Source organism: Streptomyces sp. NPDC002784 (assembly GCF_053592135.1).
In genome coordinates this window covers 146,753-159,996 of record NZ_JBSFVD010000013.1, presented here as the reverse complement: position 1 = coordinate 159,996, position 13,244 = coordinate 146,753, and the positions used below count along the sequence as shown (strand labels likewise).

At 72.3% G+C, this 13,244-nt stretch carries 12 protein-coding genes; 4 read left to right on the top strand and 8 right to left on the bottom strand.

The features are described 5' to 3' along the window. Window positions 1-101: 101 nt before the first annotated feature. The 3 genes from ACWD1Z_RS22790 to ACWD1Z_RS22780 are packed head-to-tail and all read left to right on the top strand — an operon-like array spanning window position 102 to window position 2,655. Window positions 102-1,541, top strand: coding sequence for a S8/S53 family peptidase (locus ACWD1Z_RS22790; RefSeq protein WP_451121258.1), 1,440 nt, complete (start codon window positions 102-104; stop codon window positions 1,539-1,541). Next, window positions 1,538-2,176, top strand: a complete 639-nt coding sequence (locus tag ACWD1Z_RS22785) for an RNA polymerase sigma factor (protein ID WP_451121256.1) — start codon at window positions 1,538-1,540, stop codon at window positions 2,174-2,176. Before ACWD1Z_RS22790 ends, ACWD1Z_RS22785 begins: the two co-directional genes overlap by 4 nt. Window positions 2,177-2,187: 11 nt before the next feature. Beyond that, a complete protein-coding gene (locus ACWD1Z_RS22780) occupies window positions 2,188-2,655 on the top strand; it encodes a hypothetical protein (protein ID WP_451121332.1) in 468 nt (155 codons plus the stop codon). Between the two features lies 1 nt (window position 2,656). On the opposite strand, the gene ACWD1Z_RS22775 is transcribed toward ACWD1Z_RS22780, so the two are convergent. From ACWD1Z_RS22775 to ACWD1Z_RS22755, 5 genes are all read right to left on the bottom strand, one after another. Further along, on the bottom strand, window positions 2,657-3,877 hold the full coding sequence (locus ACWD1Z_RS22775) for a cytochrome P450 (RefSeq protein WP_451121254.1): 1,221 nt from the start codon (window positions 3,875-3,877) through the stop codon (window positions 2,657-2,659). Between the two features lie 57 nt (window positions 3,878-3,934). Beyond that, entirely contained in the window at window positions 3,935-4,717 is a 783-nt protein-coding gene (locus ACWD1Z_RS22770) for an N-formylglutamate amidohydrolase (RefSeq protein WP_451121252.1), read from the bottom strand. 6 nt (window positions 4,718-4,723) lie between these two features. After that, complete coding sequence (locus tag ACWD1Z_RS22765) at window positions 4,724-5,236, bottom strand: DinB family protein (RefSeq protein ID WP_451121331.1); 513 nt, start codon at window positions 5,234-5,236, stop codon at window positions 4,724-4,726. 157 nt (window positions 5,237-5,393) lie between these two features. Then, window positions 5,394-5,741, bottom strand: coding sequence for a twin-arginine translocation signal domain-containing protein (locus tag ACWD1Z_RS22760; protein WP_451121250.1), 348 nt, complete (start codon window positions 5,739-5,741; stop codon window positions 5,394-5,396). Between the two features lie 160 nt (window positions 5,742-5,901). Continuing rightward, a complete protein-coding gene (locus ACWD1Z_RS22755; protein ID WP_451121248.1) occupies window positions 5,902-8,121 on the bottom strand; it encodes an NADP-dependent isocitrate dehydrogenase in 2,220 nt (739 codons plus the stop codon). A gap of 242 nt (window positions 8,122-8,363) precedes the next feature. Here ACWD1Z_RS22755 and ACWD1Z_RS22750 point away from each other — a divergent pair, with 242 nt between their 5' ends. Then, the gene (locus tag ACWD1Z_RS22750) at window positions 8,364-9,899 is read left to right on the top strand and encodes a M1 family metallopeptidase (protein WP_451121246.1); all 1,536 of its coding nucleotides are present in this window, start codon (window positions 8,364-8,366) and stop codon (window positions 9,897-9,899) included. A 33-nt stretch (window positions 9,900-9,932) separates the two neighbouring features. Here the strand turns inward: ACWD1Z_RS22750 and ACWD1Z_RS22745 are convergent, their stop codons facing one another. From ACWD1Z_RS22745 to ACWD1Z_RS22735, 3 genes are all read right to left on the bottom strand, one after another. Further along, the gene (locus tag ACWD1Z_RS22745) at window positions 9,933-11,030 is read right to left on the bottom strand and encodes a mechanosensitive ion channel family protein (RefSeq protein ID WP_451121244.1); all 1,098 of its coding nucleotides are present in this window, start codon (window positions 11,028-11,030) and stop codon (window positions 9,933-9,935) included. 294 nt (window positions 11,031-11,324) lie between these two features. Next, window positions 11,325-12,089 carry a crotonase/enoyl-CoA hydratase family protein gene (locus ACWD1Z_RS22740; RefSeq protein ID WP_451121243.1) on the bottom strand — a complete coding sequence of 255 codons (765 nt, stop codon included), beginning with the start codon at window positions 12,087-12,089 and terminating at the stop codon, window positions 11,325-11,327. An 80-nt stretch (window positions 12,090-12,169) separates the two neighbouring features. Next, window positions 12,170-13,219, bottom strand: coding sequence for a lysylphosphatidylglycerol synthase transmembrane domain-containing protein (locus ACWD1Z_RS22735; protein ID WP_451121241.1), 1,050 nt, complete (start codon window positions 13,217-13,219; stop codon window positions 12,170-12,172). Between the last annotated feature and the right edge of the window lie 25 nt (window positions 13,220-13,244).

Below are 13,244 nucleotides of genomic sequence, written 5' to 3'. Positions count from 1 at the left end.
TAGTAGTGCTCCCCTCCGCCGCCCACACAGGGTCGGCGCTGTATCAATCGACGGCTGCGGGGCTCTGACTGACGACCGTCGCCTCAGCGGGAGGACACGCCATGGCACCACAGCGATTCACCGAGCAGTTCGACCAGATCCAGCGCTCCATGCCCGACGTCCCCCTGGCGATGGGTCCTGACGACTCCGCCGAGTTCCTCTACGAGAAGGGCGTCGTGCTGGCCCGGGACGGCGAGGAGGCGCGCGTCGTCGAGGACGCCGTGCGCGAGCACTTCACGTCGTTCGCCGGTCTCACCGCCGACCACGTGCGCCGGGCGAGCCCGGAGTCCAACCGGTCCGGCATCACCCGGATCCAGGTCGGCGACCCCGGCCAGGGCGACGTGCGCGGCGACCGGGCCGTCGCGGGGGCACTGCGGGCCCTGCGGTCCGCGGAGGGCCGGGCAGGGCGCCGGCTGGTCAGCCGTAACCATGTGGTGTCCATCGCCGTGAACGCCTGCCCCGGCGACGAACCGGTACCGGCCCCGCTCACCCAGACGCCCAACCCCGCGCCCGCGGAGGGCACTTACGACGCGGACACCGCCGTCGGCGTCCTCGTCATCGACACCGGCCTGATGAAGGACTACCGCTCCTACCCCCTCCTCGCGCACACCGACGGCGACCTGCAGATCAAGGAGTGCGACGACGACGGGATCCTCCAGCAGTACGTCGGACACGGCACGTTCATCGCCGGACTCGTCGCGGCCGTCTCGCCCAACACCGAGATCACCGTCCGCAACACCCTCAACGACGCCGGCGCCATCCTGGAGTCCGAGTTCGGGGACAAGCTCTTCGAGGCCGTCGACCGCGGCGGCTGGCCGGACATCCTCAGCCTGTCCGCCGGCACCCCCAACGGCCGGACCGACGGCCTGCTCGGCCTCGACGCCTTCATGGAGGAACTGCGCACCCAGCGCACCCTGTTGGTCGCCGCCGCGGGCAACAACGGCAGCGCCACCCCCTTCTGGCCCGCGGCCTACGCCGACCTCCCCGCCTACGCCGACGCCGTGCTGTCGATCGGCGCGCTGCGCGGGGACGGCGAGCACGGCGCCTGCTTCAGCAACCACGGCGCCTGGGTGAAGGCCTACGCCCCCGGTGAGCGCCTCACCAGCTCGTTCACCGGCTTCGACGTGCCGGTCCCGTACGTGTACCAGCACTCCACCTACGACTCCTGCCGCTACGGCTTCGCCTACGTGTGCACCTGCCAGTCGCCGCGCCACACCGGCCTGTTGAGCGAGGAGCGGGCCGCGACCGCCACCGGCAAGCCGGACCAGGTGATGTTCGAGGGCTTCGCGCACTGGAGCGGCACCTCGTTCGCCACCCCGGTGGTGGCCGGCATGGTCGCCGCCCACATGAGCGCGCACAAGGAGACCGACCCGCGCGCCGCCCGCGCCCAACTGCTTGCCTCCAACACCGAGTTCGCGGAGGTGCGCGGGGCGCATGTGCCGGCGCTGCGCCCGCCCACCTGGCGTCCGGTCCCCGTCGTCCCGCTCACGCGTCCGGCATGAGGGTCGGAACCGCCCCCTCCGCGGCGTACGATGACTTGCCGTACACGAGGGGTGGGGCCGTGGATCGTGCAGAAACCGGCGCGCTCGTCCAGTCCGCCGTCGACGGTGACGCGGCGGCCTGGAAGGCGCTCGTGGAAGGGCTGAGCCCGCTGGTGTGGTCGGTGGTGCGCGCCCACCGGCTCTCCGACGCCGACGCGCACGAGGTGTACCAGACCGTCTGGTTCCGTTTCGCCCAGCACCTGGGCCGCATCCGGGAACCGGAGAAGGCCGGGTCCTGGCTGGCCAGCACCGCCCGGCACGAGAGCCTGAAGGTCCTGAAGAGCCTGCGGCGGCTGACACCGACGGACGACCCGCACCTGCTGGACCGGGTCAGCGAGGACCGTACGCCCGAGGAGTCGCTGCTGGACTCCGAGGAGGCGGCCGCCCAGAGCGAGCGGGTGCGCCGGCTGTGGCAGGAGTTCGAGGAACTCGGCGACCGCTGCCGCCAGTTGCTGCGGGTGCTGATGTCCACACCGCCGCCCAGCTACCAGGAGGTGTCCGCCGCGCTGGGCATCGCCGTGGGCAGCATCGGACCGCTGCGCCAGCGCTGTCTGCGCCGCCTGAGGGCCCGACTCGACGCACGGGGAGCACTGTGAACGACGACGACATGAACGACGAGTTCGGAGAGTTCGACGACGCCGGCTTCGACAGCGACCTGCTGGAGGAGGAGCTGAGGCGGGCCGCCGCCATCCTGGACCCGGTTCCGGCGGAGCTGAGCCGGATCGCCGTCGACGCCTACGCCCTGCACGACCTCGACGCCCGGATCGCCGAGCTGACCTTCGACTCGGTGGTGGACGCCATCCCCGTCCGGGGCGCGAGGGACGTACCGCGGATGCTCACCTTCCGGGCGGGCGAGGTCACCGTCGACGTCGAGGTGACCGGACAGGGCCTGATGGGGCAGGTGCTGCCGCCCCAGCCGGCCCGGATCGAGGTGCTCAGCGGCCCTCAGTCGGCGGCGCCCCTCACGGCGGACACCATGGGCCGTTTCTCCGGCGACGCCCCGCCCGCCGGCCCGTTCGCGCTGCGGCTGCGGACCGGCGGTGCCGTGGTCGTCACGGAGTGGCTGCGCGCCTGACTCACCAGACGCAGGGCAGGGACTGCGGACCACGGATCATGGTCCTGCGGCGCCAGACGACCTCGTCGGGCGCCACCGCGAGCCGCAGTCCCGGCAGCCGGTCCAGCAGGGTGTCGACCAGCAGTTCGGTCTGCAGGCGGGCGAGCACCGCGCCCGTGCAGTAGTGCGGGCCGTTGCCGAAGGCGAGGTGGGGGCTCGCGGCGCGGTCCGGGTCGATGCGGTCCGGCTCGGGGAAGACCTCGGGGTCGCGGTTGGCGGCCAGGTAGGAGACGTACACCGGGTCGCCGGCCCGGATCCGCAGGCCGTGCAGCTCGACGTCCTCCAGGGCGATCCGGGCCAGGCCCACGCTGCTGCGGTGCGGGATGAAGCGCAGCAGCTCGTCCAGGACGGCACCGCGCTGTTCGCGGCGGGCGCGCATCCGCTCCATCAGCTCGGGGCGGGTGAGCAGCAGGTACAGCATCTGCCCGCAGTTGTGGGTGACGGCCTCGCCGCCGATCTGCAGCGGCCCGGCGAGCCCGACCGCCTCGGTCTCGCTGATCTCCCCGCGCTGTACGGCGGAGCCGAGCAGCGAGTACACGTCGTCGCCGCTGCTGTGCGCACGGGCCCGGACGGTCTCGGTGATCCACCCGTACAGGCCGTTCTTGGCCTGCTCCGCGTCCTCGGCGCCGGTGGTGGAGATGATCCGCCGGGTCCAGGCGTGCACCCGCGCCCGGTCGGCGGCGGGCACGCCCATCACCTCGCTGACCACGGCGAGCGGGAAGGGCTCCAGGACCCGCTCGACGAGGTCGGCGGGCGGTCCGTCCTGGACGACTGCGTCGACCAGCGTGTCCAGGATCCGCTGGGCGCGGGGGCGCAGCCGCTTCATCGCGCTGACGGTGAACGCGCCGGCGACCGGCTTGCGCAGCCGGTTGTGGTCGGGCTGGTCGGCGAAGGCGAGCGAGCCGGGGCGGGGCTTGAAGTGCGGGGCCATCCGGGTCACCTGGCGGGTGGTGACCTCGGCCCGGCCGAACCGGGGGTCGTTGGTGATGGCCTTCACGTCGTCGTAGCGGGTGGCCAGCCACGCCCAGCCCTCGCCGTGCGGCAGCCGGATGCGGGTGAGCGGGCCCTCCCGCATGAGGTCGGCGAGCACCGGGTCGAAGTCGGTGCCGTCGAGGTCCAGTGGGGGCCAGTCCCGGACCGGGGGCGGGGCCTGGCCGGTGAGCGTGGTGGTCTCCTCAGTCATGTCCCCACCCTCACCGCCGTGCGCCCGGCTGTCGCCCGGGAGTGCTCCAGCCGGTGGTCAGCCGGGCAGGGCGGCCACGAGCCGCGCGAGCGCGGAGGCGATCCGGGTGAGCCCCGCCCCGGCGTCCCCGCCCGGCTCGGTCATGTAGGTGTCCCGCCGGATCTCCACCATCAGCGCACTCACCCGCGGATCGGTTCCGTAGAACTCCAGGGGCACGTACGTCCCGCTGAAGGGGCTGTCCAGGCCGACGTCCCCGCACTCCGCGAAGACCTCGCGGGCCGCGGCGAGCAGCCCCGGCGGGGTGTGGAAGGAGTCGGTACCGAGGCAGACCGCCGGGCGGGGCCCGTCGCCGTGCAGTTCGTAGGGGAGCGGGGCGCTCGGATAGGAGTGCACATCGATGATCAGGGCCCGCCCGGTGGCGGCCAGCCGCCCGGCCACGGCCTCGCTCATGGCCCGCGCGTAGGGCCGGAAGTACCGCGCGAGCAGCGGCTCGTGATCGCCGTCCTCCTCGCGCAGCACGTCCTGGTGGGTGGTCCGCGTGTACACGGCGCCCATGCCGGCGGCGAGCATCTCCTCCCGCTCGTCGGGGAACCGCTCGGGGTCGACGACGAGCCGGGACAGCCGGTTGGCGAACACCCAGGGCCTCGGCGCACAGGCATCGGCCGCCTCCCCGGCGATCCGCGCGGTGTGCGCGTCGGTGATGTGGTCGAGCTCCCGCTGGAGCGCCGTGTCGTCCAGCACGATGCCGGCCCGCACGTCCTGCGGTATCTCCCGCGCCGAGTGCGGGACGTGCAGGATCACGGGGGAGTGCCCGGCACCCGGGGTGAGCGAGAAGTTCATGCGGCCCTACTGTCCCACCCGTCCGTCGACGCATTCGCGCAGCAGGTCCGCGTGGCCGCAGTGGCGGGCGTACTCCTCGATGCGGTGCACCCACAGTTCGCGCACCGAGTTGCCGTCCTTGCCCACCCGGGTGGCCAGGTCGGGGTACTCGTCGAAGACCGCGTCGGTCGCCGCCTGTTCGCGGGCGAGGTCGGCGAACGCGCCCTCCACCAGCGCCTGTTCCGCGGCGGCACCGTCGAAGTCGGCGTCCCGGGACCCGTAGAGCTTCGGTTCCGGTCCTTCCGGCACGATCCAGCCGCGCCAGTCCCGCTCGACCTCGGCGAGATGGCGGACCAGCCCCAGCAGGGACATCGTCGACGGCGGCACCGAGCGGCGCGCCAGCTGCTCCGGGTCCAGCCCCTGGCACTTCATCTCCAGGGTCAGCCGGAAGTCCCGCAGCACGCTCCGGTACGTCGCCGACTCGCCTTCCGGACCGGGTCCGTCGTTGTCGCGAGGGTCCTGATCGGGGTCCGCCCACATGTCGGGGTAGACGCCGGCCTGGGTCCATCGCTGGGGTACGTCGTCGTCGCTCACGGGCTCACGATGCGGAGCCGGACGCCCGGCGCGCAAGCGGTTTTCCGGGGGGCGGGCCCGAGGTGCCGTGCGGGCCCGCCCCTCGACCGCGTGGTGCCCGACGTCAGTTCAGCGGCGCGGGTGCGGGAGTGCCGTAGAAGGTGATCGGGGGCCAGCCGCGGGAGGCGGCGAGTTCGCTGAGCAGGTCCGCGATCTCCAGGGGGGTGATGGCGAGGGCCGAGGGGACCTCGTGGTTCGCCACCCGGAACTCGATCTCCACCTCGGCGTGCGTGTCGTCGCCGATGGTCCGGTACGTCCGGCCCTTGAAGAACGTGTGGGCGGCGAACTCGGTCGCCTCCGCCTCGGCCTCCGCCGCCTGGGCGGGCTGCGCCGACGCCGCGGTGCCGAGCACCGCCCCCGCGGCCGTCGTACCGGAGTAGCCGATCAGGGATCGTCTCGAAATGCTGGACAAGGTTCCCCTCCATCGCGGGCCGTGCGGGTGTCTCCCGGGGCCGCGGGCCCGATCGTAAGCATGATCGACCGTGGGGCGGGGCTGAACCAGATCATCCGGTAAACGGCACGGAGGGCCGGCACCGTGGTGGTGCCGGCCCTCCGCACAGTCGGCGCCCGCGTCAGCTCAGGGACGCCAGCGCCTCGTTCCAGGTGGCCGACGGACGCATGACCGCCGCCGCCTTCGCCGGGTCGGGCTGGTAGTAGCCGCCGATCTCGGCGGGGGAGCCCTGCACCGCGTTCAGCTCCTCGACGATCTTCTGCTCGTTCGTCGTGAGCGTCTCGGCGAGCGGCGCGAAGGCCTTCGCGAGCTCGGCGTCGTCGGTCTGCCGGGCCAGCTCCTGCGCCCAGTACAGGGACAGGTAGAAGTGGCTGCCGCGGTTGTCGATGCCGCCGACGCGACGGGTCGGGGACTTGTCCTCGTTGAGGAAGGTCGCCGTGGCCCGGTCGAGGGTGTCGGCGAGGACCTGCGCGCGGGCGTTGCCCGTGGTCTTCGCGTAGTGCTCCAGGGACGGCACCAGGGCGAAGAACTCCCCGAGCGAGTCCCAGCGCAGGTAGTTCTCCTTGACCAGCTGCTGGACGTGCTTCGGCGCGCTGCCGCCGGCGCCCGTCTCGAACAGGCCGCCGCCCGCCATCAGCGGGACGACCGACAGCATCTTGGCGCTGGTGCCCAGCTCCAGGATGGGGAAGAGGTCGGTGAGGTAGTCACGCAGCACGTTGCCGGTGACCGAGATGGTGTTCTCGCCGCGGCGGATGCGCTCCACCGACAGCTTGGTGGCCTCCACCGGCGGCAGGATGCGGATGTCCAGGCCCTCGGTGTCGTGCTCCGGCAGGTAGGCGTTGACCTTGGCGATCAGGTTGGCGTCGTGCGCGCGGGTCTCGTCCAGCCAGAAGACGGCCGGGTCGCCGGTGGCGCGGGCCCGGGTGACGGCCAGCTTCACCCAGTCCTTGATCGGCGCGTCCTTGGTCTGGCAGGCGCGGAAGATGTCGCCCGCGGAGACCGCCTGCTCGATGACGACCTCGCCGTTCTGGTCGACGAGGCGGACCGTGCCGGTCACCGGGATCTCGAAGGTCTTGTCGTGGGAGCCGTACTCCTCGGCCTTCTGCGCCATGAGGCCGACGTTCGGGACCGAGCCCATCGTCGACGGGTCGTAGGCGCCGTTGGCGCGGCAGTCGTCGATCACGGCCTGGTAGACACCGGAGTACGACGAGTCCGGCAGCACCGCGAGGGTGTCGGCCTCCTGGCCGTCGGGGCCCCACATGTGGCCGGAGGTGCGGATCATGGCGGGCATCGAGGCGTCGACGATGACGTCGGACGGGACGTGCAGGTTGGTGATGCCCTTGTCGGAGTCGACCATCGCCAGGGCCGGGCCGTCGGCCAGCTCGGCGTCGAAGGACGCCTTGATCTCGGCGCCCTCGGGCAGCGCCTCCAGGCCCTTGTAGATGCCGCCGAGGCCGTCGTTCGGGGTCAGACCGGCGGCGGCGAGCTGCTCGCCGTACCGGGCGAACGTCTTGGGGAAGAAGGCGCGGACGACGTGGCCGAAGATGATCGGGTCGGAGACCTTCATCATCGTGGCCTTCAGGTGCACGGAGAACAGCACGCCCTCCGCCTTGGCCTTGGCGACCTGCGCGGTCAGGAACTCGCGCAGCGCGGCGACGCGCATCACGGAGGCGTCGACGACCTCGCCCGCGGTGACCGGTACCGACTCGCGCAGCACGGTGGTGGAGCCGTCGTCGCCCTTGAGCTCGATCCGCAGCGAACCGGCCTCGGAGACCACGGCCGACTTCTCGGTGGAGCGGAAGTCGTCGACGCCCATCGTCGCCACGTTCGTCTTGGACTCGGCGGTCCAGGCGCCCATGCGGTGCGGGTGGTTCTTGGCGTAGTTCTTGACCGAGGCGGGGGCGCGCCGGTCGGAGTTGCCCTCGCGCAGGACCGGGTTCACGGCGGAGCCCTTGATCTTGTCGTAACGGGCCTGGATGTCCCGCTCCTCGTCGGTCTTCGGGTCGTCCGGGTAGTTCGGCAGCGCGTAGCCCTGGCTCTGGAGCTCGGCGACGGCCGCCTTCAGCTGGGGGATGGACGCCGAGATGTTCGGCAGCTTGATGATGTTGGCCTCGGGCGTCTTCGCGAGCTCACCGAGCTCGGCCAGGGCGTCCGGGATGCGCTGGTCCTCGGTGAGGTACTCCGGGAACACCGCGATGATGCGGCCGGCCAGCGAGATGTCGCGCGTCTCCACGGCGACACCCGCCTGCGAGGCGTATGCCCGGACCACCGGCAGGAAGGAATACGTCGCCAGGGCCGGGGCCTCGTCAGTGTGCGTATAGATGATGGTCGAGTCAGTCACCGGGTGCTCCGCTCCACGTCTGCAACATTGCTCGACATCAAGATATCTCGTGATCGCCCTCGACTCGACAGGGGTCCGCACACGCGTGTGAGGACAGGGGTGCGCGTACGCGCGTGCGACGGGGGAGAGAAGTTTCGGCGGAAGTGCAACCTCCACGGCCGTTCCCGCGGTCATGCAGGTGGATCACTCATCCGAGGCGATGGCCGGACCTGACCACCCGGCCACCCGAGCGAAGGCAGACCATGAGAAATCGCACCAGAGTGACAGCCCCGGCCGCCCTCATAGGCACGGCCGCCGCGCTGAGCCTGGCACCCTCGGCCCACGCCGCCGGGGGCAGGAGCGGCACCCCGGGCCCCGAGACCCTCGGCGACCCCGTCTACCCGGCCCTCGGCAACGACGGCTACCGCGTCTCGGCGTACCACCTCGATCTCGCCTACGACGCGACGACACAGCTCGTCGACGCCACCGCCACCTTGCGCATCCGCACCACCCAGGCCCTGACCCGGTTCTCCCTGGACGCCCTCGGCCTGGACATCCGTTCCGTCCGGGTCGGCGGGCGCGCCGCGACCTTCGAGCAGGCGGGGGAGAAGCTGCGGATCACCCCGGCCGCGACCCTGCCGAAGAAGGCCGCGGTCACCGTCTGCGTGGAGTACGCCGCCGACCCGCGCCGCAGCCTGCCGCACACCGGCTGGGTTCCCACCCCGGACGGGTTCGCGGTGGCCTGCCAGCCGGACTCCGCGCACACCGTCTTCCCCTGCAACGACCACCCGGTCGACAAGGCCGACTTCACCTTCCGCCTCACCGTCCCCGCGGGCCTGCGCGGCGTGGCGAGCGGACACCTCGTGCGCACCGAGCACCTGGCCGGCGACCGGACCGCGTACACCTACCGCTCCCGCTCGCCGATCGCCACCGAGGTCGTGCAGATCACCGTCGGCGACTACGTCATCAAGGACCGGCAGGGCCCGCACGGGCTGCCCCTGCGGGACGTCGTGCCGACCGCGCGGGCCGCCGCCCTGGAGCCCGCGCTGGCGCTCACCCCGGCCCTGGTCGAGTGGGTCGAGCGGCGCCTGGGCGCCTACCCCTTCGAGACGTACGGCCTGCTGCCCTGCAACTCCGACCTCGCGGAGCCCTTCGGCTTCACCGGCCTGGAGACCCAGACGCTCACCATCTACCGGCCGAAGTACCTCCTCCAGGAGGAGTCGAAGATCGCCTCGCACATGATGCACGAGCTGGTCCACTCCTACTTCGGCAACAGCGTCTCCCCCGCCACCTGGTCCGACCTCTGGATGAACGAGGGACACGCCGATTTCTACGGGCTGCTGTACCGCTACGAGCGCGGCTGGCCCGACTCGCTCGGCATGACCACCATGGAAGCGCGGATGAAGGACACCTACGCCAAGGGTGACCAGTGGCGCGCCACGTCCGGTCCGGTGGCCGCGCCGAACGCCGCCAACCTCTTCGACTCCCAGCGCTACCTGGGCGGCGTCCTCGTCCTGTACGCCCTGCGGCAGGCCGTCGGCGAGGACGCGTTCAACGCCCTGGAGCGCGCCTTCCTCCAGCGGTACCGCAACGCGTCGGCGACGACCGAGGACTACATCGCCGTCGCCTCCGAGGTGTCCGGGCAGGACCTGTCGGGCTTCCTGCGGGACTGGCTCTACGGCACGAAGACCCCGCGGATGCCGGGGCATCCGGACTGGACGGTCAACCCGGTGGCGTCGGCCCCGGCCGCCCCGCGCAGGCGGCGGAGCGGCCACCACGACAACTCGGCCACTCTCTGAGGGACCGGTCGAGCGGGGGTCGGTGAGCGGGGGTCAGTCGAACCGGGCGGCCGGGATGTCGCCCGGCTGGTGCTCCGTGCCGCGCTGCTGCGGTATCGCCACCGACCCCTGCTGGATCGCCACCGTCCGGGTGGGCGCCGGGATGCGGATGCCCTCCCGCTGGTAGCGCTTGTGCAGGCGCTTGATGAACTCGTGCTTGATCCGGTACTGGTCGCTGAACTCGCCGACGCCCAGGATGACGGTGAAGCCGATCCGGGAGTCGCCGAAGGTGTGGAAGCGGATGATCGGCTCGTGGTCCGGCAGCGCGCCCTCGACCTCGGTCATCACCTCGGCGATGACCTCGTTGGTCACCCGCTCGACCTGCTCCAGATCGCTGTCGTAGGAGACGCCGACCTGCATCAGGATCGTCAACTCCTGCTCGGGACGCATGAAGTTGGTCATGTTCGTCTTCGCGAGCTGCCCGTTGGGGATCACGACCAGGTTGTTGGACAGGTTGCGGACCGTCGTCTGGCGCCAGTTGATGTCCTCGACATAGCCCTCCTCGCCGCTGCTCAGCCGGATGTAGTCACCGGGCTGGACGGTCTTGGAGGCGAGGATGTGGATGCCCGCGAAGAGGTTGGCGAGCGTGTCCTGGAGAGCGAGCGCCACCGCCAGACCGCCGACGCCCAGGGCGGTGAGCATGGGCGCTATGGAGATGCCCAGGGTCTGGAGCACCACCAGGAAGCCGATGGCGAGGACCAGGATCCGGGTGATGTTGACGAAGATGGTGGCCGAACCGGCGACACCGGGCCGGGACTGGGTGACCGTCCGCATCAGCCCGGCGATCCCGCGGGCCACCGCCAGCGTCACCATGAAGATCAGCAGTACGGTCAGGGTCTGGTTGACGTGGTGCTGGACCGTCCTGGTCAGCGGCAGCGCCGCGCCCGCGGAGGCCGCGCCGCCGAGGAACGCCGCCCACGGCACCACGTTGCGCAGCACGTCCACGATGAGGTCGTCGCCGCTCCACCGGGTCCGGTCGGCGTGCTTGCCCAGCCAGCGCATCAGCATCCGGAGCAGAAACGCCGCCAACAGGCCCGCGGCCACCGCGATTCCGGCGATGACCAGGTCGTCCATGGTGAGATCCCGCTTCACCGGTCACCTCCGGTGAAAGAAGCGGCGGCGACATGCTCCGCCGACGGCCGGATGTGAAGTTTCGTCACGTTGTCCCCTGCTCGATGTCCGGACGGTACGGTCGCGTGCCGTTCGGGCACGACGGCTCATCCTGCCGTATCCCGCACAGCAGTTCGCACCAGGTGCGGGGCCTTCGGCCACCCGTGCGGAGGGCGGGGTGCCGCATCGGGCGGAGCGCGGACGGGACAGGGCGGTGAGCCCGCGTACGCTCCGGGCCGAGGGATCCCCGGAGACTCCGGGCCTGCCGGGCCCGGCCTACATGTCCCCGAAGACTCCGTGCCGCCCCGCCCCCGAGGCGAACCGCGCCGCCCCCTCCAGGCTCTCCGCCAACACCCCTGCCCCGTGCCGGAGTTCGGAGCGCAGCGCGGCCCCCTCGGCCAGGCCCTCCTGGTCGAGGACGGAGGCGCGGTCGGCGCGCAGGCACGCCTGGGGGAAGGCGGCGATCGTGGCGGCCAGGGCCTCGGCCTGAGCGCGCGCCGTGCCCGGGGGGACCACCCGGTTGACCAGCCCCATTCCGTACGCCTCCGGGGCCGCCACCGGCCGCCCCGTGAGGATCATGTTCAGGGCGCGGCTCGTGCCGATCAGCCGGGGCAGCCGTACCGTGCCGCCGTCGATCAGGGGGACACCCCAGCGGCGGCAGAAGACCCCGAAGACGGCGTCCTCCTCGGCCACCCGCAGATCGCACCAGAGCGCCAGCTCCAGGCCCCCGGCCACGGCGTACCCGGCGACCGCCGCGATCACCGGCTTGGACAGCCGCATCCGGGTCGGGCCCATCGGGCCGTCACCGTCCTCGGTGACCTGGTTGCTCCGCCCGGTGCCGAGCGCCTTGAGGTCCGCGCCGGCGCAGAACGTCCCGCCCGCACCCCACAGCACCGCCACCCGCGCCTCCTCGTCCGCCTCGAACTCCCGGAAGGCGTCCGCGAGTTCGGCGGCCGTCGGTCCGTCGACGGCGTTGCGGGCCTCGGGGCGGGACAGGACGACCGTGGTGACGGGTCCCTGGCGTTCGACGCGGACGGGCATGGCTCGATCCCCTTCGGTGGGCGACGACCCAGGGAGTGTTCCATGGGGGAGGCCCTTGCGGGCCGGTCCCTCGGCGGCTGTCAGATCACCTTCCAGCGCACCAGCGCGCCCAGCGTCAGCGCCCCCGGCAGCATCGGCAGCCACACCGTGATGATCCGGTACGCCAGCACCACCGCCGTGGCCACCGCCGCCGGGCCGCCCGCCGCCACCAGCGCCACGATCAGCGCCGCCTCGACCGAACCGAGGCCGCCCGGCGTGGGGATCAGCGCGACCGCGACCGTCGCGGCGAGATAGGCGACCGCGACGTGCAGCGGCGGCACGTCGAGGCCCAGCGCCTCGCCCACCGCGACCAGCCCGGCCGCCTGGAGGGCCGGGAACGCGAACGCCCCGCCCCACAGCGCCAGCGCCCGGGAGGCACGGGAGTGCACCGAGCGGGCCTCGCCGAGCGCGGTGCGCAGGAAGGAGACCACGGTCGTGCGGACCCGGCGGATCAGCGCCAGGACGCCCGCCAGCAGCAGGACCGCCGCCGCCACCGCGAGGAGCAGCGGGCCCACCGCCGTCCCCTCCGGCAGCAGACTGCCGAGCCGCAGCGCGTCGGGGAAGGCCAGCAGCAGCGCCGCCAGCAGGGCGAGCCGGCCGATGGACTCGGCGAGGAGATACAGCGCGAGGGCCGCCGAGGAGCGGGCGAGCGGCAGCCCGCACACGGTCATGAACCGCAGGTTGACCGCGCTCGCGCCGAGGCCGGTCGGCAGCAGATGGTTGGCGGCGCCCGCCGCGAACTGCGTGGCGAGCAGCCGTGCCGAGGGCAGCCGTTCGACCACGGCACCCTGCCGGCAGCACGCGGCGGCCACCCAGGTCAGACAGGTGGCCCCGGCCGCCGCCAGCAGCCAGGGCCACTCGGCGGTGCCCAGCTGCGCGAAGCCCTCGGCGAGCACGGCACGGTGCCGCACCGCCACCACCGCGACCAGCACGAGCGGAAGCAGACACAGGATCTGCCGGACGGGGACGCGTCGGGGGAGTCGTCCCGGGGGCGGGTCGGAAAGCTGTACCGCTGTCACAGTCGGAGAGGGTTTCCGCGCCGCGCCAACTGCGGGTTGCGGAAACAGGGCTTCCGGCTTACGTCCGGTCATCGGGACCCCCGGCCCGGTCGGCGCC